Here is a 22,136-nt window from a genome sequence, read left to right as displayed (position 1 = left end):
ATGTAAATTTTTATACTACTGAGCTAAGATGCTGTATTACTTTATATGATTTCAATTTGAGGTCAGCATGAGCCATATTTTACTGATCCACTCGAGTGTCCATGGTTACACTCAAAAAATTTGTGAATACCTTAAAAGCAAGTTAGAAGCCCAGCAGCAACAAGTTACTATTGCGTCCTTGTCTGAGGTGCCCGATCTAGCCGGGTTCGACAAAGTGTTTATTGGTGCCAGTATTCGTCACGGTAAGCATCGTCCGTCGCTGTATCAATTTATTGAATCACATCAGCAACAGCTCGAAGCAAAACCTAGCGGCTTTTTTTCGGTGAGTTTAGTGGCGCGTAAGCCGCTTAAAAACACCCCAGAGACAAACATGTACATGCAGCAGTTTTTAAGCCAAAGCTCATGGCAGCCTAAGCTATTACAAGTGTTTGGTGGTAATTTAGATTATCAAGGTTATGGTGCCGTGGACCGTAACATTATTCGCTTTATTATGTGGATAACCAAAGGCCCAACCGACCCCAATACCAAAGTAGAATTTACGGATTGGAGTAAAGTCGATCAATTTGCTCAGCAAATGATTGAGGCTAATTGATGAGCATAAAGCGTGTTTGGCAAGGTTTTGAGGCAGTATTACATGCATTAGTGCTCGTCATGTCATTGCTGTTGCTCTTTACAAGCCCCTGGATACTCATTGGTAGACAGTTAACCGAGCGCGCAGGGTTTTGGGATTTATTTCATGTTTATGGTGGCTTGTTGACCGCAATGGTGGCAGTGCTATTTTTAATTAAAGTGTGCAAAGGCGGTCAATGGCGATTGTTTTTCCCCTGGCTAATTTTTGATGTAAAGCCGCTACTGTCTGATGTCGGTGGTTTACTGCGCGGTCAACTTCCTCATTCTGGTGGTAAAGGCTTAATCAGTGTTATTGAAGGGGTAGGGGTCATTTTACTGCTGCTGGTGGCGTTGACCGGTGTTGCATGGTTTGTGGCTGAACCGGCTAATGCATTAACCTGGCGTCATTATCATATAATGTTTACCCATGGTTTTATTGGCTTTATTGTATTGCACTGCTTGTTAGGGCTGTTACACATTAGAGATTTTTTTAACTAACTTGAACGCTTATGTCGGCGTTCAAGTTAGTCTTGGTTATTTTTCTTAAACCACTCAAGGGTAAATTGAATAAAACTACTCAGCCTTGCTGACTGGTTAATCATTTGCGGGTGCACAATATAAGTGGCCGATTGGCTCATGGTTTCATCGGTTAAAATGGCCTGTAGTTGGCCTTGTTGTAACTCTCTATCGACAAGATATTGCGGGCCTAAAATAATCCCTCTTGCAAGTAAGGCTTGTGTTTTGAGCATGTGATTATCGTTGATGCTCATAAAGCTGTTAACGGCGATGGTTTTATTGCCAAATGACCAATCACTTTGTTCTGCCGACGTTAAGCATCGGTGCTGATGCAAATCATCAATACTCTTAGGTATACCCGCTTTGTTAAGATACTCAGGCGCCGCGCAGCACACTTGCTGATAATTAAATAACTTTTTAGCGACCATGTTTTGCGGCGGATTTTGGGTTGCCCTAATGGCCAAGTCAAAATCGTTTTTTGCTAAATCAAATAAGGTATAACTGCAATCAACGCTGAAATTCACTTGTGGATGTAGCACGCTAAACTCATGGCAAATGTCTAATAAATATCGTTGAGTAAATTGGCTCGGGGCGGTGATGCGGATCCGGCCTGCAATATCATCATTGTCGTGACGAATTTGTCGGTCAAGGTCCAGTAGATCGGCTTTCACTTGCCCCATACTGGCTAAAATCATTTCACCTTGAATGGTCAACTTAACACTGCGGGTGGTGCGAATAAGCAATGGTCTGCCAAGCTCTGTTTCAAGTTGTCTAATTTGTTCAGACAAGTAACCGCGTGAAATGCCTAATTCAGCTGCTGCTGCCGTAAAGCTTAACTGCTTGGCTACCTCGCTAAATAAAAATAACCGCTCAAACTTTTTATGTTCTCGGCTCATTCTGCTTACCTATTACCGTAATGTATAAAGAACTGTAATCTGTTATTGGTAGATATATCAAATAATGATTTTGTTTTTTTATGCTTCATTTTTATCGCGTTTCTCATAAACTAGGTTTAACGAACGCAATATTAAGAGCTGAAAATGACCCACTTACCTTTACGTGAATTTCTACCGAATGTTAGCCCGCTGGTATATGGCTGCATGGGGCTGGGCGGTGGTTGGAATGCTAATCCAATTAATGATGCCGATATTAAACAAGCCCATCAGGTGATTGATACCGCGATAGATAACAAGATTAATTACTTTGATCACGCCGATATTTATACCTTTGGCAAAGCCGAACAAGTGTTTGGCAAAGTATTAGCCGAGCGCCCAGCACTGCGACAAGAGATGTATCTGCAAAGTAAATGCGGTATTCGATTTGCCGATGATGTAGGCCCCAAACGCTATGACTTATCAGCGCAGTGGATCCAATCCTCCGTCGATAAAAGCTTAGCGCAGCTACATACTGATTACCTAGATGTGTTGGTGCTTCATCGCCCCGATCCTTTAATGCAGCCGACTGAAATTGCGCAGGTGTTTAACCAACTGAAAACCGCCGGTAAAGTGCGCTTTTTGGGGGTGTCGAACATGCAGCAACACCAAGTGCAAGCACTGCAACAAGCCTTAGACGCACCGCTGGTATTAAACCAAGTTGAAATGAGTTTACAAAAACATGACTGGCTGGATGAAACCGTTTTTGCAGGTAATCAAGCCGGTAAAGACATCAACTTTACCCCAGGTATGATGCAATATTGCCAACAACAGCATATGCAAATTCAAGCATGGGGCAGTTTATGCCAAGGGCTATACAGTGGCATGGATGTTAGCGACCAACCAATAGCGGTGCAACAAACCAGCCAGTTAGTGCAGGCTTTAGCTGAGCAATATCACACCACGGCCGAAGCTATTTTGCTCAGTTGGTTAATGCAACATCCCAGTCAAATTCAACCGGTGATTGGCACCACCAATTTGCAGCGAATTAACGCCTGTAGCCAAGCAACTCAGGTATCACTGAGCCGCGAGCATTGGTATGCTCTGTATGTAAGCGCAAAGGGACAAGAGTTACCTTAGTTAACCCGAGAACAGGTTAATTATTGCTGTATCGATGGGGGAGTTACCCAGGCGCGAATCAACATAAATAATAAAGATAGTCATTTAAGAGGCCATATGGACACAAAAATAGGCACAATACTTACTGCGGCAATATTAACTCCGGCAATATTGTTATCGGCTTGTCAGCCAGCAGAGGTCGACAAGGAAAAAAGCCAGGTTATAGCCCCGCAAGCGGCCGATGCGCAGTCTGCCGATACACTTGTTAAGGCGCAAGGTGCGTCAGATATTTATCAAGATTACTTACATCGCGATGTTCGCGATGACATTTTTTATTTTGTATTACCCGACCGTTTTTATAACGGCAACAGCAAAAATGATAATGGCTCATTAACCCATGAAGTTTCGGCTGGCGGTTTGGACTTAACTCATCCTCGTGGTTTTCATGGTGGTGACATTAACGGCATTGAGCAAAAACTCGATTACTTGCAAAACCTTGGCATTACAGCCATTTGGATGACACCGTTATTGCGTAATAAAGCCATTCAACCTGACGGTATTGCTCATCACGGTTATTGGATTGTCGACTTCACTGAAATCGACCCACATTTTGGTAGTAATGCCGATTTAAAGCAGCTCATTAACGCAGCGCATCAACGTGGTATTAAAGTATTTTTCGACATTATTACTAACCATACGGCTGACGTGATTAAGTATCAGGAGTGTCACCAAGCGTCGGGCGAGTTTATTGCACCTAATACGCACTGTGAATATAAGTCATTAGATCAACTCGCAAAAGGTGACAGTTACACGCCATTTATTCCCGAAGGCCAGGCTGAGGTCAAAGTGCCGAGTTGGCTGAACGATCCGCGTTACTATCATAATCAAGGCGACAGCACCTTTAAAGGCGAAAGCTCGCTTAATGGTGACTTTACCGGGTTAGATGACCTGAATACTGCTGACCCTGCAGTGTTAACCGGTATGATTGAAATTTACCAAAACTTGATTAAAGAGTTTAAGCCTGATGGTTTTAGGATCGATACCGTTAAACATGTCGATTTATCATTTTGGCAAACCTTTAGCCCCGAAATTGTTAACTTTGCTAAAGCGCAAGGTATCCCGCAGTTTCATGTATTTGGCGAAGTCTATGCGCCAGACCCTAAGGTACTCAGCCTTTATACAACAGAGGGAAAACTGCCCTCGGTACTCGACTTTGCGTTTCAACAAGCTGCGGCAGATATTTTCTACCGTAAAAAAAGCCCTGAATTAGCGCAGCAATTATTTGCCCAAGATAATCTTTATCAAGACAGCGACAGCCAAGCTGATTTGCTCATGACCTTTTTAGGCAATCACGACATGGGCCGCACCGGTCATTTTATTCAGCAGGCCAATCCCGATATGTCTGCTGAAGATAAACTGCAGCGCAGCATTTTATCGCATGCATTTATGTTTTTATCTCGCGGCATTCCGGTGATTTACTACGGTGATGAACAAGGCTTTACCGGTGATGGAAACGATATTCACGCTCGCGAAGACATGTTTGCCTCACAAGTGGCCAGTTATAATGACAATACCTTGTTAGGCACCCAGGCTACTACCGCAAACGATAACTTTGACAGCAACCACCCACTGTATCGGGCCATTGCTCAATTAAGTGAATTGCGTAAGCAGCATATATTGTTACGCCGTGGTGAGTATCAAGACCGCCTTTATCAGGCGAATAAGCCGATATTTGCCTTTGCGCGCGTTGATGCGACAACCGGCGCTGAAATGTTGATGGTGTTTAACAGTGGTGAGCAAGCACACAGCATTGAGCTGGCAAACACTGCACAGCCTTATCGGTTATTGCACTCATGGGGCCAACAACAAGCTGTAGTTAAAGGCGAGGCGACAAACACAGGCTTTAGCGTCACCTTACCAAGATTAAGCTACGCCATTTACACTAATCAGCCATAAAATGTAAGGATTAGGGCACAAAGCTTAAGACTCAAGGCTTAGCACAAAGTAGGCAAAAAAATGGCTATCCACTGGATAGCCATTTTTTATTTAAAGCAGTTAACACTACTTTTGTAACGCTAAGTAATTAATCAAACCGATGATGTCATCGAGGGTACGCATTTCATTTAAGTTAATCGCGTATTTATCGTTAACAATAAAAGCGGGCACACTTTGTACTGCGTACATCACTTGTTGTTGACGCCATAAGCTGAGTTTTTTATCGGCAGCTTCGCTGTCAGCAAGAACATCGTATTGCTTAGCATCAACGCCTAATTCGGCAAACACCTTTTTGATATCGTCACGGCTGTTAATCAATGACTTATGCTCATGACCTGCCGCGCTATGGTCATGACCCGCGGTATTGTCTTTACCTTGAATCGCACCAAACATGGCAATTTTTAACGCTTCTTTGTTGTATAACTCGTGGATAACCGCGAGTGATCGCATCACTTCAGTGCCTAAGTCGCTGTTCATAAAGTCGACGTGTTTGCTGTCGAATGCCACTCTTTTATCTAGGCCTTTTTTGATTTCAGGCAGGTACTGACTTTCCATGTTGAAACAGTTATGGCAATAAAATGAAAAGAACTCAGTCACTTTAGGTTCGCTAGGGACCATGTTGTTTGAGATTTGGGTGTAATGGGTGCCTTCAACAAATTGCGCAGCAAAACTGGTAATAGGAGCAACCGCTAAGGTCACGGCTAAAGCTAAATATTTAAACATGAACACCTCAAAATGGAGATAAATTTAAAGACAATAATGCCGTTAATGATGGCATAAATAGCCATGCACAGTGGCAAAATTTGTGTGATCAAGCTGTGATTTGCGTTAAATAATTAGCTGGCTTTAAGCCACTAAGCTCTTGTCTCGTAGAGTTTGCCATGCTTCGCATACTTCACGGAATTTATCAGCATCACCGTCGTCACGATCGGGGTGCCATTTCAGTGCTAGCTTACGCCATTGTTTGCGAATATCTTTATCGGTTGCAGTTTCATCTAGCTCGAATACTTTCAAAGCATGCCCTTTATGCATTAATTGAGCATTAACGCCAATAAATTGCTGATAGCTTGACCAGAATGACTCGAGCATTTCACGTACCACATTAACGCTAGCGTCGTAGTTGCTCCAATCAAGATAGTATTCACGTAGTGCACCGTCTCGAATATGTGCAACATCTGCATTGGAGGGGATGATTCTAAAAATTTGAATTTCCATCGCTTTGACTTGCAGCCATTGCCTTGGCATTAGCATATCTTGCAGCTCGTAGAGAGCATTCATTAGCAAAAAATTACGTTTGAAGAGATCTTTTTCAGGCATTGGGTCGAGGTCGTGCATTAACCCTTTGGTTTGCAGTTCGCTGGCTAAGTGATGCACTTTCCAGCTTTGACGTGAAGATTTGAGTAAAGTTAGCAATGGCCAAATAAGCGGATTGTCACCTTTAGCTCCTTCCATAACGCGTGCATCAGTGGAGTGAGACAGGGTATTTGCTGAGTTATTTTGGGTATTTTTGTCTAGCAGCATAACGGTGTATTCATCCTGAATTGGCGATATCAATGAGTTGGGTATATCAACGAATTGGTCAAAAACACTATGCCATAGCCATCGTGAATGACAAGAAGATTTTATCGGCAATGATATCTGTCCAGTCTACTTGGGCACAGGTATCATCCGTTAAGCAAAGATTAATTTATCCATTTGAACCACTTGATGATAATTTACGACATAACTAAATAATTTTATGCTGACTTTGATCAATTATTTCTGATTCTTACAGGCAAGATAGATTTATTTGGTATAAAATTCGCCGCACTAAAATAACCAGAGGCCTTACCAATGACTGATAAACACTATATTAGCGCGCAACAACTTCTTGAAGATTCATTTAGACTGGCTGCGCAGGTATATGACAGTGGTTTTAGACCGCAGTTTATTGTCGGTATTTGGCGTGGCGGTGCACCGATTGGTATTGCAGTGCAAGAATACTATGACTTCAAAAAAGTGGAAACTGACCACATTGCAGTACGCACGTCATCGTATTATGGCATCGGCACCGACAAGCAAGACAAAAACATTAAAGTTCATGGCTTGCATTATATTATTGAAAACGCCAATGCCAGCGACGGGTTATTAATTGTTGATGACGTATTTGACTCAGGTCGCAGTATTGATGCCTTAATTGGTAAGCTTAAAAAGTTTATGCGTCTTAATGTACCAAGCGATATTCGCATTGCGTGTCCTTACTACAAGCCAAAAAACACCAAAGTCGACCTAAAGCCTGATTACTTTATTCACTCATCTGAAGATTGGTTAGTGTTCCCGCACGAAGTTTCGGGTCTGGATCCAAAAGAAATTGCTGAAGGCAAATCTGACTTTAAAAACATCCAAGAGCTGTTTTTATAAACAATCAAGTTAGTCGCAATTTTACTTAGAACTTTGTTTAAAGTTTGCTAAAATACAAGACTATGCGAGTGCGTCAACATACTAATGTCACCAAGATGGTATCAGTATGTTGGCGCACTTTTTTATCAGAATTGAGCGAAATTTAGTTAACATTATGGTTTCTGTAGAATTGTTTACCCCCGAGGCTCCGGTAAAGCGCCAACTTGAACTGCTAGCACCGGCTAAAAATGCTGATTACGGCATTGAAGCTATTCGTCATGGTGCCGACGCGGTTTATATTGGTGGCCCAGCATTTGGTGCGCGTCATAATGCTGGTAACAGCGTTGAAGACATTGCCCGTTTAGCGGAGTTTGCTCATCGTTATCATGCCCAGGTGTTTGTGGCATTGAATACCATTTTAATGGATAACGAGATAGATAAAGCCCAAAAGCTGATATGGGAACTCTACGAAGCCGGCGTTGATGCCTTGATTATTCAAGACATGGGCGTTTTACAACTGGATTTACCGCCAATAGCCTTACACGCCAGTACGCAAACCGATAACCGCAGCCCAGAAAAAACCGTGTTTTTAGAGCAGGTGGGTTTTTCGCAGGTGGTATTGGCGCGCGAGCTAAACATTCCGCAAATTCGTGATATTGCCGCCAACACCAAAATGAAGTTAGAATTTTTCATTCATGGTGCATTATGTGTCAGTTACAGTGGCTTGTGTAACTTAAGCCATGCGTACTCAAACCGCAGTGCTAACCGTGGCGAATGCTCTCAAATGTGTCGCTTACCGTGTAACTTAACCACACGTGACGGTGATGTATTAGCTGAAAATCAGCACTTATTGTCACTTAAAGACAATAACCAAACCGATAATTTAGAAGCCTTGATTGATGCTGGCATTAGCTCATTTAAAATTGAAGGCCGCTTAAAAGACATTACTTACCTTAAAAACGTGACCGCTCATTATCGTCAGCAATTAGATGCCATTATTGCTAAGCGTAACGATCTTGAATCTATTTCCCATGGTCGCTGCGAGTTTAACTTTACCCCTGACCCTGACAAAAGCTTTAACCGCGGTAAAACCGATTACTTTGTTAACGAGCGTACCGAAGCCATTGAGCATTTTAGTTCGCCAAAGTTTATAGGTGAAAAAATTGGCCGCATTACCCAGGTCGGAAAAGACTTCATCAAAATTGATACCAGCGAAAGTGGTAAAGATATTCAGTTTAACAATGGTGATGGCTTATGTTATTTCGTAGAGCATTACGAAACTCAGCGCCTGTCTGACGATAAGTTATCGGGTGTACGAGTTAACCGCGCCGACGGCAATACCTTGTATTTAACCGAGGTGCCAAAAGACTTAAAAACCAGCGTGATGATGTTCCGTAACTTTGACCATAAGTTTGAATTAACATTAAACAAAGATTCGGCAACCCGTAAAATTAGCGTTGATATGCAGTTTTTTGATACCGATGACGGTGTCGGCTTAACCATTACCGATGCGCATAATATTAGTGCTACAGCCACACTGACATGCGGGAAAGAAGCTGCAAACGATCAAGCAAAAACCGCTGACAATCTTAAAAAGCAGTTGGGTAAATTAGGCAGCAGCGATTTTGTGTTAAACAAGGTCAACTTACAAACTGCGCAAATGTGGTTTTTACCAGCATCTATGGTCAATGAATTGCGCCGTGATGCTGTGAGCGAGTTAATGGCGGCACGAGTTGCAGCGTATCAGCGCCCTGAGCGTTGGGTGCATAATAAAGAAGCGCGTTTCCCACAAAAGGCGTTAAGCTTTTTGTCTAACGTTGCCAACGAAAAAGCCAAATCGTTTTATGAGCAACATGGGGTGATTCAAATTGAAGATACCTACGAAAAAAACACCGTGCTGCATGATGCACCATTAATGGTCACCAAGCATTGTTTACGCTACAGCTTTAATTTATGCCCTAAAGAAGTTGAGGGCATCAAAGCCGACCCGATGTTTTTAGACGTCGGTAAAGACAAGTTAAAGCTGGTGTTTGACTGCCATAAATGTGAAATGATGATCGTGGGCTCAAACCAGTTAGTGAAGCAGCAATAACGCGATCACAAAAAAGCGTTAAAAATAACCAATAATAGCTGCCCAAACTCGTGAGTATCGAGTACACTGCGCGGCTGAAATTTCATGGGTTTTGCATTGCGATGCCCAAAGTAGGATAGAAAAGATTATGAGCGATAGCAAAAAGTATGGTTTACGTGTCACACAAGTTGAAAACACGTGGAAAGCCGAAATCACTCGTCGTATGACAGCGACTAAAACCGTAGTATCAAAAAGCCATGATGGTTTTGCCACAGAAGCAGAAGCCATTGCATGGGGCGAACAGTCATTACAGGGCTTCCTGTCTAAGCAAGCTGACCGTAACAAGCGTAAAACTGAAAAACACCTAAAAGCAAAAAGTTTAGCGGCGGCTATCGCGGCTGAATCTGCCATTGATGAAGACGAAATCGTTGATGAAGATGACGAAGACGACTTCAACTAAGTACTGCTCAAAATAGGTAAATGTTATAGATAAGTTTTAATTTCGGTATGTTCAGGATAGGATATACTTAATTAGAATGATTTTTAAACTAACTAATTCCTTGCAAGGATGTCTTTGGGATGAACAAGTTCGCTGCATTTATCTGCTACGCGGGGTGCGCTGGAATAGCCTGTCTATTGCCTCATGCCTCGTATGCTACTTTACCAGCATTGGTTACATTGGACTCCCAAAGTGACTCATCCGGCGCGCTTGTTATGTCGAGCGACGTACAAAAGCTTATCACCGTCTCCAAAACCTTTGGTTTTTTACCTCCTTTAGCGTGGAAACTCGCCTTTAATGAAAAGCGCGGCGACATGATCATGGCTGAATTTATACCTGCCAACGAAACCCTTAACGATTGGTCTAACTTGGTCTGTATGCAAGGCTTTGAAGGCCTGGCAGAAGATGTCGAACCTGCTGAATTTTTAGACTCAATGGCTGACACTTACAAAGAACACTGCCAGGGCGAAGTGGTTTATCAGCAATTAGGCAGTTTAAAAGTTGAAGGGCTTGAAGCGGTACACGGCTTATTAGGCTGCACTAGCATGCCCAATATTCATAATGCCTCGATTACCGTTTCAGCATCTTACATTACGAGCCCTCGTGGTGAGATGGGGTACTTTACTGTTATCAGCGATGACGATGATATCTACCTCGTGCATAAGTCTATTCGTACCGCAGTGTTTACCGCCGAATCAGCGCCTATCAATCAACAAAATTATCGCGACTTTATGGCTGAGTAACTCACTCAAACATTAACGTGAATAATCCGCGAGTTGTTTTTTGCTTTGTTACTATCAGCTAAGCTGAGCTTCCGCTATAATCCCGCTGCTGTTTATACTGCATAAACCTAGGCAAAAAGCTTAGGCAGATAAGCAAAATGTTCAATAATTTAGTCAATCTTTACGGTGCCAATGTTGAGTCATATCGACCCATTGGAGAATCGGGAAACCAGTGAAAGTCTGGTACTGCCCCCGCAACGGTGATTGGTGAGAGCCTTTGATGCAATGGTATCTTAGCTCGTGCGTACAACTTGTGTACCGTAACCTCAGTCCGGAGACCGGCCATAAAGATGATTTCGATGATTTCGGTGGGCAGATCTCGAGATGTGATGTTATGCCGTTTTGGGTTTGCTCTGGCGAGTAAGCTGTTAAGTGGTGGTCAATATTGCGGCGCTTTTGCCCCATTTTTCCTTTTAGGAGTTAAAGGTAAATGGGTACTAAACCAACTACACTCGCACTATTAATCAGTGCAATGCTTTGCGCAACCAGTGTTAACGCTGTTGCAGCACCAACCTCTACAGAATCAATACCAACAGCGTCAACCGAGTCTGATGTGACAATGGATGAGACGATTGTGGTCATTGGCCGTAATCAAGCTAATCCGCTCAATATCGCTGCCAATGTCGATGTTATTGATGCTGCCGATATTGAAATGAGTGGTGCAACCAACCTTACTGACTTACTGCGCGGCCAATCAGGCATACAGGTATCAGATAACAACTCTGGTGCGGTATTTTCGATGCGCGGTTTTTCGTCTTCGCAAGCCGTAAACAACACGTTAATTTTAGTCGACGGTCGTCGTTTAAATAACATTGATATTTCAGCGCCAAGTGTTGAATCCATTCCGCTTAATCTTATTGAACGTGTTGAAATTCTGTCAGGCAGTGCGGGTGTGCTATATGGCGACCAAGCAGTAGGCGGCGTCATTAACATCATTACCAAAGCGCCAACCCAAACCTCTGGCGGTATACAGGTCAGTGGTGGCAGTTTTGACACCTATGAAGTTAAAGGTGATATCTCTGGTGCTTTCAACGATACCTGGCGTTATTTTTTAGCCGGAAGCTATAACCAAAGTGACAACTATCGTGACAACAACGAAAATGAAACTGGCTCTATTTTAGGTCGTATTCAGTATCAAACTGACGTCGAAGATTTTTTTGTTGAAGTAAACTACTTCGATGACGATCGCCAGGCCCCAGGTGCATTAACCCTTGCACAATACCAAGATAACCCTCGTCAAGTCGCATCGTTTTCTGAGGGTGAATACTCACATGAAATGACCACCGCACTGCGCAGTGGTTATCAATATCAATTGACTGACGTGTGGGCACTTGGTGCAGATTTAACCTATTCAGACTCACTCACAACCAGCTTGTTATATGGCAGTGCAGGGCGAATTGAACGTGATTTATTGAGCTTTTCGCCAAAAGCTACCGCGCACTATCAACTAGAACACGGTGAATTAATATTAGTGACAGGGGTTGATGTGAGCCGCGGTGAAGCTGACTTTGATACCTTGTATATTCAACGTAATAACGAGCAAACGATGCAAAGCGCCTATGTGCAAGCCACTGTGCCGCTAAGTTCAACGTTGTCATATGTTGTCGGTGGTCGCTATTCTGAAGTGACCGATGATTTGTCTGATCAACTACTTTATCCTGAAGGTGTTGAACTCGACAATGATGCACACGCATTTGAGCTTGGGCTTAATTACCGCCCAAGTGCCGAGCATCGTATTTATGTTCGCGCCAATGATAACTTCCGTTTTGCTAAAGTCGATGAGCAAGCTTACACGCCGTTAGATGTGCAAGGGTTAGACCCACAAACAGGGCGCTCATACGAAGCGGGTTGGGATTACACTACGGCTACCCAAACGTTAAAAATCAATGCGTATCAACTCGAGTTAGAAGATGAAATCGTTTACGACGGTAGCCGTACCGATGGACCTTATGGCGGTGGCGCTAACGTTAACGCTGATGAGTCGCGCCGTTTTGGTGTGAGTTCAAGCTACGAGGTGCAGTTATCTAAAGATTGGCTAATGGGCGCATCGTATGACTATATCGATGCCGAATTTACCCAAGGTGATAACGAAGGCAAGGCGCTTTCTTGGGTGGCTGAGCATTCTGGTAAAGTGTTTATGAGCTACGACTTTGCAGATAATTGGCAAACCTTTGTTGAAGGTGTATACACAGGCGAGCGTTACATGGAAGGTGATGACAGTAATGCCGACGACAAACTCGACAGTTATGTGCTGACTAACCTCGCATTAAATTATCGCCGTAATGCATGGACAGCCAGTGTGCGTATCGATAACCTATTAGATGAAGACTATGTAGGAACAGGCTATTATTCGTCTTATGGCAATGGTTATTACTCAGGTACGGGTCGTTCATTTAGAATTACTGCTGGTTACCGCTTTTAAAGGGTAAAACTAAGCGATATGAATACCAAAGCCAGTAACTATTACTGGCTTTCGTTTTAATATATCGTTAAATTAATTTATACCCAGATTTATTCACCAAAGGTAACTGATGCATATGACAAATCTTGAACAACAAGTACTGACTCAAGTTCAAGCTATTATTGGCAACGAAGAACAGGTCATTGGTCGCCGCGGTATTTTGATCCCTTTAAAAAAGGCCTTAATTAACGAAGCCGATATTCGGGTTGTTATCGATACCGTTTCAGCCGATCCCGCGCTCGCAGCCCATTTATTACAACGCAGTAATACCGCACAAAATGCAGGTGTAGTGTCAACAAAAAGCCGCAGTGTGAAAGATGCCTTAATCCGTTTAGGGCAGGTGAATATTTACCGTTATGCATTTTCGTTTTATTTAAAAGAGCGACTTGATGAGTTAGCCGAACCGTACAAAAAATTAGTACAAGGCTACTGGGCATTAAACGAAGCCATAGCTCATGATTGTATCGAATTATTACGTGTAGAAAGCGAAGCGGGTTCGGCAATAAAAGTCGACGCTGATGAAGTGCAAACTTTAGCCTTGTTCAGTGTGTTTGGCCAAGTGATTGCGCTAACTGCATTTGCGTATTTGAACGCAGAATTACCAAGGCCTGTGTCGTTAAAAGTGCTTAAATCATTGATAGATCAGCAGCAACAAAAACTGTCTTTAGAGGCATTTGAATCATTAGGGTTGGATGACGATTTACGCGATGAATTTTTAATAGCACATAACTTACGCCAAACACAAAACCCTGACTCAGCAGGACTTGTGCTTCGACGCGTGTTATCTAAACGGAAACTATTGATTAATCCGTTGTAATTTCAAGCCTTCACTTGCAACAAGCTCAAGCCACTTTTGAATCAAATTTGCATTAGTGGCGTCACGGCGATAAGCGCCAAACAACGGACGTTTTAGTCCTTCTGCCCCTAATTTTACCGCAGCTAAACTCAAGCCTTGGCTCTCGCGAATTGACCATGTAGGTAGCGTCGCGACGCCATCATTACATGCCACTCGTTGCAATAGCATTGAGGTTAAATCGCATTGCTTTTGCTCACCAGGCTCAACCCCAGCAGGCTCTAAAAAGTGTTTGTAAATGTCCAGGCGTGCTAACGGTACTGGGTAACTAATTAAGGTTTCTTTTGTTAAATCAGTAGGGGTCACATACGCTTTTTTCGCCAATGGATGTTCGCTAGAGGTCACTAATTTAACCTCAAAATCAAACAAGTGCTGATACGCAACACTGTGGCCAGGCACAGGATCTGAGGTCAGTACAATGTCTAACCCACCGGTTTGCAATGCATTGAGTGAATCAAACAAATGGCGGCTTGAAATATCAACCTGCGCATCAGGCGCATGTTGTTTAAATTGCTCATTGACCGGCATCAACCAACGAAAACAACTATGGCATTCAATGCCTAATTTAAGTTGCTGACTTTCACCCTCAAGACCACGTTTAAGATCTGACTCTGTTGCAATCACCTTAGGTAAGATTTCTTCTGCTAAATTCAGCAGTCGCGCACCTTCATGAGTGAAAGTTAACGGTTTACTTTTTCGAACAAAAATCGCTGAGTTAATACGAGTCTCTAACTCTTTTATTTGATGAGAAAGCGCCGACTGGGTTACAAACCGCTTTTTAGCTGCACCTGCCAAACTGCCACTTTCTTTTAACGCCATCAAGGTGCGAAGGTGTCTAAGCTCTATCATTTTCTCTCCACATGAATCTTGCTCAACTAGCTGATGAAATCAATTCGATTGCATGACAGGAGAATAACACAATAAACTTCTAGACGTCCAGACGCCTGTATGAGTTTTTTTACATATTTAACTATTAATTTTTGTTAATAAAGCCACTTTGTTGTATACAATATTCGATAACTGAGAATTGCATAGCAAGTTAAACAATTAACCAACACACCATACGAGGGAGAAACATCGTTGCTGACTGCGTAATATGATTGAAACCATAACGCCTCGAACGATAGAAAAAAGCGAACTGATAAGCTTAAGGCTATACTGAGAAAGGATTAATTATTTATTAATAGCGCTTTAATGAGCTGAAAATAAGGAGTTAAGCATGAGTCATACATATAAGGTTATTGAGCTTGTCGGTTCATCGCCAATCAGCAGCGACGATGCAGTAAAAAACGCCATTGCCCAGGCCAATAAATCGCTAAAGCACTTACGTTGGTTTGAAGTGGTAGAAACCCGTGGTCACCTAGAAGAGGGGTTAGTTGCCCATTGGCAAGTCACTATTAAAGTTGGCTTTACCTTAGATACTTAACATCGTGAAGGTTTATGCTGACTGGCTCGATAACCCAAAGCCTAGGCGTCGCGCGGTAAGCCTTTTTGTACTGAGCGGATGACTCGCTGGGTTTTACGTGAAAGCGCCTCTTGTGGCGCTTTTTGCTTTTGTTGTGCTAAGGCCCAGTCGATATGCTCTAGCACCATGTCATCAACTTCGTCGCTGAGTTTGCGTTGCTCGAGTGCGGCGATGATATCGGGATTTGCAGGGGCGTTGCCAAGTGCTATGGCAATATTGCGTAACCAGCGTTTATGGCCGATACGTCTAATGGCGCTGCCTTCGGTTTGGCGTAAAAAGTATGGTTCTGACCAGGTAAATAAATCGATTAACTCGGGTTGAATTAGTGTTTGGCGGGTATGAAAGTCAGATTCTGCTGTCAGTGGGGCTTTGCTGTTAACTGGGCACACTAATTGGCAGTCGTCGCAGCCATAAATTCGATTACCGATTAACGCTCTAAACTCTTCGGGTATCGCGCCTTGCAGTTCAATGGTTAAGTATGAAATACAACGGCGTGCATCGACAACGTAAGGCTCAACGATGGCATCGGTAGGGCAAGACTTTATGCAGGCGACACAGGTGTTGCAGCCTTCTTCAATGGCGATGTCTAGTGGCAGCGGTAAGTTAACCAACAACTCGCCTAAAAAAAACCAACTGCCCGCATCTGGGTGGAGAATTAATGAATGTTTGCCTGTCCAGCCTATGCCGGCTTTGTCGGCTAATGGCCGCTCTAAGATGGGCGCTGAGTCAACAAAGGGTCTGAAATTGCTGTCATCAAATCCGAGGCTTTTACAGTGTTCGGTAATTTTTTCGCCCAGCTTTTTAAGGCGTTGGCGCATCAGTTTATGGTAGTCGCGGCCGCCGGCATAACGGGATATGTAGGCTAAATTTGGGTTGGTTAAGTTGTTAGCAAAGCCAGCCTCAGGCGGCAGGTAATCCATACGTGCACAAATTACTCGTAAGGTGCCGGGGTGCAGTTCGTTTGGGCGTGCGCGCATCATGCCGTGGCTCGCCATGTAATTCATTTCGCCGTGATAGTTTTTATCGAGCCATTGTTGCAAGCCGGCTTCGTGCTGAGTTAAGTCAACGTCTGCGACCCCGATGTGGGCAAAGCCCAGTTCTTGTCCCCACTGCTTTATTTGCCGATTGAGCACGTCAAGTTGAGCCGCTGTCAAAGGATATGGCTCAGGTGATTGGCGGGTAAGATCGTTATGTTGATCTGGAGTTGAAGCTGGGGTCGTTGCAGTCATAGCGCTATTATTGAGTAAACACCGCTGAATTATACCTGCTTTACCCCGCTTTTACACAGTTACGCCCCGCAGCTTTAGCACAATAAAGCGCTTTATCTGCTTTGAGTAATAAAGGCGACAGGTCGGTCTCGTCAGTATAACTGACCACACCTGCGCTAACTGTTAGGTGCAGTTCCGGTGAAATTCTCGACCAGTCATAATTATCAACGGCGTTAATTAAGCGATTGGCAATATCGACGGCAATGCTGTTGTTGATGTTAGGTAATAAAATTAAAAACTCTTCACCGCCAACACGCCCAACGACGTCGGTTTCGCGCATCATGCTAGAACTAATCGCAGCAAGTTTAACCAAAACTTTGTCGCCAGTGTCATGGCCTAATTTGTCATTAACCGCCTTAAAGTGGTCGACGTCAAACGAGATAATCGAGAATGGCTTATCAGTTTGCTGTGCTTCATTTAAGAACGCTTTACCTTGTGAGTATGTGTCACGTCGGTTTGATAAATCGGTCAGCTCATCGGTTAGCGCTAAGTTTCTAAAGAGCTTTTTACGCATAACTTGTTTATATGCAAACAATGACACGATGAGCAAAATGAGCACCACGAGAATGATAATGATGATTTGCATTTGTTCATTACGATGCATCATTTGCAGTTGCTTTTCTTTGTCTTTATCTAGCTGCACGAGTAAGTTGTTTTCAGATTTAATTTTGTCGGTGTTAAAACGTGCTTGCATCTCGGAGTTTCTGTCTGACATGGTCTTTTTGTCGAGCGCGTCGTGTGCTTCAACATAAGCCGATAATGTATAATAAGCGTCGGGCCATTGCTCTAATGCTTGATATATTTGGCTTTTTAATTGTAACACTAGGTTGAGGCCACGAGCGTTATTGTGGTCGTTAAAGGCCTTTTCGGCGTTGAGTATATATTCGAGTGCTTGGCTGTGATTGCCTAGTTTGTGGTGGACTTTGGCAAGGTACAAATTCATGTAGCTATAACTACTGGCAATATCGGGTGTGATATGTTTTTTGGCTTGCTCTAACATGGTTTTGGCTTGGTCTAGCCGATTTAAGTTAATGAAGTTACCTCCAATACTCACGGCCATGTCTGCTGCGGCAATTAACTCATTTTCTTTAAGCCAAAATTCACGTGCCTTTTGATAGCGCTCATTAGCCTCTTGGTAGCGACCCAGCTCTTCAAGTGACATGGCCATTTCAATATTGATGAGGTTTGCCGCATAGGCTTGATTGCTTTCTAGGTAGTAAGTTTCGAGTTTGGTTTGGTAGGTTAATGCGGTATCTGGGTCACCAAAGCGGCGGTAGCTATTGGCAAGTTGACGTAAATTGGCGTTGGCCCAATAATCGAGTTTTAACGACTCATATAAGTTTTGCGCGGTAATAAGATCTTCTAGGGCAGCACTAAAATTACCCATATAAGACAAAACTATGCCCCGGAGGCTGCGACTATCAGCAATTAAGCGCGGGTCTTCTAATAAATAAGCGTTATTGATGGCATTGTCTAACGGCTTTAAAATATTTTGGTTTTGACCTTGTTGGTGTAAAAACCAAATTTTACATAATGTTAAGTCAACTTGAATCAATGACGGACTGGGCTGTTTGTAAATGTTTAGGTATTCGTCGGCATAGTTAATGGCGGTATTGAGTTGTTCAGCGTTATTGGCAGGGTGGTTCCAACAGGTCTGTCTTATATTTAATTGTTGACGGACGGTGTCATCAACCGCGATGCTATTTTTATATTCCTTGAGCAACAGGTTTATTTCATCATTTGATGAAAGTTCGCCACGATCAATACGTTGGTAAATTTCATCGGCGCGCGCGTTATCAATGGTGTTAGCATTAACATTACAAGACATCATTATGATGCTGGCCAGTATTATAATATTGAGTAATTTAGTCGTAAACAAAGCAGCGAAGTCTCATTTGTGATTATTATTGAACGAGCTATCAGTTTGTAGAGTAGCGTGTTTAGTCGTAAAAGTCTTGCGCTTAACCCATCATCGCCTTAGCTGTGTTTGGATAGCATTGAACATTAAAATAATATCACTCGATTTATTATTTTAACCGTTTGGTATCTCTCATTTTAGCGTTTACATTGTTAAAATCTGATTCAGCTTGAGCTGCACAGTTTAGCGGGTGTTAACTAACATGGTTAAAGTAATCAAGGCAGACGGCTTGTTATGGCTTTGAGTCAAATTTGCATTCGCTTTTATACCCGGGTATAAAGACGCTTTGATGAGCATAGCTGAACAGATGAGCAGGCTTTGTTATCAAGCCTAAGTGACAAACTTAGGGCCTATTAACATGTTAGAGAGAAAGCCATGAGTAACGTTGATCAGCAGTATCAAGATGTCGCCAAGCAAGTTTCGTATAATGTCGCTAATAAAGTGCTACCGATGGATCAATTACCAGAAACGCTGTTAGAGGCTTATGAAGGCTTATTTAAAGAGCTGCTTGCAGATAATGCCAATGCTTTTAGCCAGGCTTGGGATGCATTACCTGGCAGCGCCCAAAAGTTAATGACTAAAGCTGAGTTTCATGGCTTTTATATTGCCAATGCCTGGATGCAATTAAGTCGTGTGGCACAAGAAATTGCCGACAGCGCCGATTCTGAAGAAGAAATGAATAACAATGAATACGACGGGGTGTTTGGTCGTTTAGCTGAGCAGTCGCTTAAAGAATGTTTGCGTAAGCTGAAAAAAGCCCGCACTGATCGCTCAATGTTAAACAGCTTTAAGCAAGTCATGTCTGCTTAATTTGTGTTTACTTAACCATTGTAAGCAAACATAAAAAATCCCAGCCTGGCTGGGATTTTTTGTTTAAGGCACTTAATGTTAATTAAAACGCGGTACGTCGATAACGACGGTATTCTGGTTCCCAGAAGTTTGCGTCAATTGATTGTTTAAGTAGCTCGTCTGTACAAGGTAATGCTAAGCCTTGATCGATAGCCGTTCTGGCAACAGCAAATGCGATGTATTTACTGACTTCTTGAATCTCTTCTAGTTTAGGTAATAACGAACCGGTGCCATTTTTACCTAATGGTGAGCATTCTGATAACGCTTGGCTTGACGCCATAAGCATTTCATCTGATACGCGTTTCGCGCCGCAAGATAATACACCTAAACCAATCCCCGGGAAGATAAAGCTATTGTTACATTGGGCGATTTCGAATGTTTCGCCATTAATGACTACGGGTTCAAACGGGCTACCTGTCGCGACTAATGCTTGGCCTGATGTCCAGTGTAAAATGTCTTTTGGCGTGGCTTCAACACGGCTTGTTGGGTTAGACAATGGGAACACAATTGGGCGTTCGCAGTGGCTGTGCATGGCACGAATGATTTCTTCGCTAAACAAACCTGGGGCGCCAGACACGCCAATTAATACGGTTGGTTTAGCGTTGTTAACCACATCTAACAGCGAAATATGGTCGCTGTAGTTGTCCCAACCGTTAACTTCTGAGCACTTTTGAGCTAACTTTTGTTGGAAAGGCAACAGGTTAGGCATGTTGTCAAGTAGCAAGCCCCAACGGTCAACCATAAAGACTTGTGAGCGGGCCTGCTCGTCGCTGATGCCTTCGGCAACCATTTGCGCCACGATGGCTTCTGCAATACCACAACCCGCACTACCGGCACCTAAAAAGGTCACGCGTTGTTGGCTGAGTTTGCTGTTAGCCGCTTTACACGCTGCCAGTAATGAGCCAACCGTAACCGCTGCTGTACCTTGAATATCGTCGTTAAAGCTACAGTATTTGTCTTTGTAACGCTCAAGCAGTGGCATGGCATTTTTTTGGGCAAAGTCTTCAAACTGGATTAACGCATCTGGCCAACGACGGCTCACGGCTTGCATAAATTCTTCAATAAACTCAGCGTATTCGGCACCGCCAATACGTTGATGACGCCAACCCATGTACATTGGGTCTTCTAATAAGTGTGGGTTATCTGTACCGACGTCTAAAGTCACAGCCAGGCAATATGCCGGACTGATCCCGCCACAACTGGTGTATAACGACAATTTTCCAATGGGAATGCCCATGCCGCCAATACCTTGGTCGCCAAGGCCTAAAATACGCTCGCCGTCTGTTACAACAATCACCTTAACTTTATGGCGAGTAGAGTTATTTAAAATGTCGTCAATGCGGTCTTTATTGGTATACGAAATAAATAAACCACGGTTACGGCGATAGTTTTTAGAGAAACGTTCACAGGCTAACCCTACGGTAGGGGTGTAAATAATCGGCATCATTTCGCTAATGTGATTACGCAGTAAACGGTAAAATAAGGTTTCGTTGGTGTCTTGGATGTTGCGTAAATAAATATGCTTATCAAGGTCGTTATTGAAACTTTTGAACTGGTCGTAAGCACGTGATGCTTGCTCGTCAATGGTTTCAATTACCCAAGGTAATAATCCTTCGAGATTGAAGTAAATACGCTCTTCTTCGCTAAATGCAGTGCCTTTATTAAGCAGAGGAGATTCAAGAATCGCAGGACCAGCGAAAGGAAGATATAGGGGGCGTTTATTATCGTCCATGGGGAACCTTAATGTGTGTGTTTGTGATTAGAATTTTTATCGGGATAGATTATCACGTCTGAAGTTTGTTGTGGTCTGTTAAGTGATTAAAATCACGCTTTTTATGATGAATTATTGTCCTCATCAATAAGCATTCTTTCAGTGAGGCTGTTTGAATTCAAACGCTAGAGACAAAAATGCACAGCCTTAGCTGTGCATTTATAGAGTGTTATCTCAACTTTTACGCTGAAATTACTTGCCGCGATGTTTAATCGATAAACCTTTTACAAAGTTACGTAACACTTGGTCGCCACAGGTTTTATAGTTTTTGTGGTCAGGGTTACGGAACAGGGCGCCAAGCTCTGACTTAGACATGGCAAAATCTGCTAAGGCTAATGTGGCAATAATATCTTCTTCGCGCATTTCTAGCGCAACGCGTAATTTTTTGAAGATAAGGTTATTGGTTAATTGCTTTAATGGCGCGGGTACTTCGGTACCGGGTTTTAGACCACGATTGTTGATAATCAATCCATCTAAAAATTGACACATTAATTTGTCATTACACGCTTGATAGCCTTCCTCGTCCTCTTTTTTCAGCAGTGCAATAATTTGATCTGAGGTGATTTCGGTATTAGCTTGGCTGAAAATGTTAATCATTTTGGCATTTGAAAAATCAAACACAAAACGAATACGGCGAAGAATATCATTGTTTATCATAAGGTTCTCTGGCGCGGCTGCGCATAAATAGTTTAGGTCAAGTGACGAGGCG

Annotated in this window: 21 protein-coding genes and 1 riboswitch; of the genes, 13 read left to right on the top strand and 8 right to left on the bottom strand. The window is 43.0% G+C overall.

Features of this window, described 5'->3' with window-relative positions:
* Positions 1 to 67: 67 nt before the first annotated feature.
* Together hemG and IEY48_RS10375 are read left to right on the top strand one after the other, a co-directional pair.
* Positions 68 to 592, top strand: coding sequence for a menaquinone-dependent protoporphyrinogen IX dehydrogenase (gene hemG, locus IEY48_RS10380; RefSeq protein WP_188919973.1), 525 nt, complete (start codon positions 68 to 70; stop codon positions 590 to 592).
* Entirely contained in the window at positions 592 to 1,107 is a 516-nt protein-coding gene (locus IEY48_RS10375) for a cytochrome b/b6 domain-containing protein (RefSeq protein ID WP_188919971.1), read from the top strand. Before hemG ends, IEY48_RS10375 begins: the two co-directional genes overlap by 1 nt.
* A 26-nt stretch (positions 1,108 to 1,133) precedes the next feature.
* Here IEY48_RS10375 and IEY48_RS10370 read toward each other — a convergent pair whose 3' ends face one another.
* Entirely contained in the window at positions 1,134 to 2,021 is an 888-nt protein-coding gene (locus IEY48_RS10370; protein ID WP_188919969.1) for a LysR family transcriptional regulator, read from the bottom strand.
* Positions 2,022 to 2,165: 144 nt separating this feature from the next.
* Here IEY48_RS10370 and IEY48_RS10365 point away from each other — a divergent pair, with 144 nt between their 5' ends.
* Both IEY48_RS10365 and IEY48_RS10360 read left to right on the top strand, forming a co-directional pair.
* Positions 2,166 to 3,137: an aldo/keto reductase gene (locus IEY48_RS10365; RefSeq protein ID WP_188919967.1), complete on the top strand. Its 972-nt coding sequence runs from the start codon at positions 2,166 to 2,168 to the stop codon at positions 3,135 to 3,137.
* Between the two features lie 96 nt (positions 3,138 to 3,233).
* Positions 3,234 to 5,072: an alpha-amylase family glycosyl hydrolase gene (locus tag IEY48_RS10360; RefSeq protein WP_188919965.1), complete on the top strand. Its 1,839-nt coding sequence runs from the start codon at positions 3,234 to 3,236 to the stop codon at positions 5,070 to 5,072.
* A 105-nt stretch (positions 5,073 to 5,177) separates the two neighbouring features.
* Here IEY48_RS10360 and IEY48_RS10355 read toward each other — a convergent pair whose 3' ends face one another.
* Together IEY48_RS10355 and IEY48_RS10350 are read right to left on the bottom strand one after the other, a co-directional pair.
* Positions 5,178 to 5,834, bottom strand: coding sequence for a thiol:disulfide interchange protein DsbA/DsbL (locus tag IEY48_RS10355; RefSeq protein ID WP_188919962.1), 657 nt, complete (start codon positions 5,832 to 5,834; stop codon positions 5,178 to 5,180).
* 123 nt (positions 5,835 to 5,957) lie between these two features.
* Positions 5,958 to 6,632: a DNA-J related domain-containing protein gene (locus tag IEY48_RS10350; RefSeq protein ID WP_188919959.1), complete on the bottom strand. Its 675-nt coding sequence runs from the start codon at positions 6,630 to 6,632 to the stop codon at positions 5,958 to 5,960.
* Between the two features lie 32 nt (positions 6,633 to 6,664).
* Here IEY48_RS10350 and IEY48_RS10345 point away from each other — a divergent pair, with 32 nt between their 5' ends.
* The 7 genes from IEY48_RS10345 (at position 6,665) to IEY48_RS10315 (ending at position 14,120) form a co-directional block, all read left to right on the top strand.
* Positions 6,665 to 6,841 carry a hypothetical protein gene (locus IEY48_RS10345; RefSeq protein WP_188919957.1) on the top strand — a complete coding sequence of 59 codons (177 nt, stop codon included), beginning with the start codon at positions 6,665 to 6,667 and terminating at the stop codon, positions 6,839 to 6,841.
* Positions 6,842 to 6,944: 103 nt separating this feature from the next.
* A complete protein-coding gene (locus tag IEY48_RS10340) occupies positions 6,945 to 7,511 on the top strand; it encodes a phosphoribosyltransferase (RefSeq protein ID WP_188919956.1) in 567 nt (188 codons plus the stop codon).
* Positions 7,512 to 7,665: 154 nt separating this feature from the next.
* The gene (locus tag IEY48_RS10335) at positions 7,666 to 9,582 is read left to right on the top strand and encodes a peptidase U32 family protein (RefSeq protein ID WP_188920055.1); all 1,917 of its coding nucleotides are present in this window, start codon (positions 7,666 to 7,668) and stop codon (positions 9,580 to 9,582) included.
* Between the two features lie 127 nt (positions 9,583 to 9,709).
* Entirely contained in the window at positions 9,710 to 10,021 is a 312-nt protein-coding gene (locus IEY48_RS10330) for a DUF3622 domain-containing protein (protein ID WP_188919954.1), read from the top strand.
* A 254-nt stretch (positions 10,022 to 10,275) separates the two neighbouring features.
* A complete protein-coding gene (locus IEY48_RS10325) occupies positions 10,276 to 10,803 on the top strand; it encodes a hypothetical protein (protein WP_229786395.1) in 528 nt (175 codons plus the stop codon).
* Positions 10,804 to 10,949: 146 nt separating this feature from the next.
* Positions 10,950 to 11,143: riboswitch (cobalamin riboswitch) on the top strand.
* A gap of 129 nt (positions 11,144 to 11,272) precedes the next feature.
* Positions 11,273 to 13,264, top strand: a complete 1,992-nt coding sequence (locus IEY48_RS10320) for a TonB-dependent receptor (protein ID WP_188919949.1) — start codon at positions 11,273 to 11,275, stop codon at positions 13,262 to 13,264.
* A gap of 115 nt (positions 13,265 to 13,379) precedes the next feature.
* The gene (locus IEY48_RS10315; protein ID WP_188919946.1) at positions 13,380 to 14,120 is read left to right on the top strand and encodes an HDOD domain-containing protein; all 741 of its coding nucleotides are present in this window, start codon (positions 13,380 to 13,382) and stop codon (positions 14,118 to 14,120) included.
* Here IEY48_RS10315 and IEY48_RS10310 read toward each other — a convergent pair.
* Positions 14,100 to 15,005: a LysR family transcriptional regulator gene (locus tag IEY48_RS10310; protein ID WP_188919942.1), complete on the bottom strand. Its 906-nt coding sequence runs from the start codon at positions 15,003 to 15,005 to the stop codon at positions 14,100 to 14,102. The two genes, IEY48_RS10315 and IEY48_RS10310, sit on opposite strands and share 21 nt — an antisense overlap.
* Positions 15,006 to 15,375: 370 nt before the next feature.
* On the opposite strand from IEY48_RS10310, the gene IEY48_RS10305 reads away from it, so the two are divergent.
* Positions 15,376 to 15,582, top strand: coding sequence for a dodecin (locus IEY48_RS10305; protein ID WP_188919939.1), 207 nt, complete (start codon positions 15,376 to 15,378; stop codon positions 15,580 to 15,582).
* A gap of 41 nt (positions 15,583 to 15,623) precedes the next feature.
* Here the strand turns inward: IEY48_RS10305 and queG are convergent, their stop codons facing one another.
* Positions 15,624 to 16,850, bottom strand: a complete 1,227-nt coding sequence (queG, locus tag IEY48_RS10300) for a tRNA epoxyqueuosine(34) reductase QueG (protein ID WP_188919936.1) — start codon at positions 16,848 to 16,850, stop codon at positions 15,624 to 15,626.
* Positions 16,851 to 16,890: 40 nt separating this feature from the next.
* Positions 16,891 to 18,720, bottom strand: a complete 1,830-nt coding sequence (locus IEY48_RS10295) for a tetratricopeptide repeat-containing diguanylate cyclase (protein WP_188919933.1) — start codon at positions 18,718 to 18,720, stop codon at positions 16,891 to 16,893.
* 462 nt (positions 18,721 to 19,182) lie between these two features.
* On the opposite strand from IEY48_RS10295, the gene IEY48_RS10290 reads away from it, so the two are divergent.
* On the top strand, positions 19,183 to 19,617 hold the full coding sequence (locus IEY48_RS10290; RefSeq protein ID WP_188919931.1) for a DUF3069 domain-containing protein: 435 nt from the start codon (positions 19,183 to 19,185) through the stop codon (positions 19,615 to 19,617).
* Positions 19,618 to 19,699: 82 nt separating this feature from the next.
* Here IEY48_RS10290 and IEY48_RS10285 read toward each other — a convergent pair whose 3' ends face one another.
* Complete coding sequence (locus tag IEY48_RS10285; RefSeq protein WP_188919929.1) at positions 19,700 to 21,388, bottom strand: NAD-dependent malic enzyme; 1,689 nt, start codon at positions 21,386 to 21,388, stop codon at positions 19,700 to 19,702.
* 231 nt (positions 21,389 to 21,619) lie between these two features.
* The gene (locus IEY48_RS10280) at positions 21,620 to 22,084 is read right to left on the bottom strand and encodes a YehS family protein (RefSeq protein WP_188919927.1); all 465 of its coding nucleotides are present in this window, start codon (positions 22,082 to 22,084) and stop codon (positions 21,620 to 21,622) included.
* Between the last annotated feature and the right edge of the window lie 52 nt (positions 22,085 to 22,136).

It is taken from the genome of Shewanella saliphila, assembly GCF_014648295.1.
Taxonomy (GTDB): Bacteria; Pseudomonadota; Gammaproteobacteria; order Enterobacterales; family Shewanellaceae; genus Shewanella; species Shewanella saliphila.
Note: the sequence above shows the minus strand (reverse complement) of the source record. Positions and strands in the feature narration are given on the sequence as shown.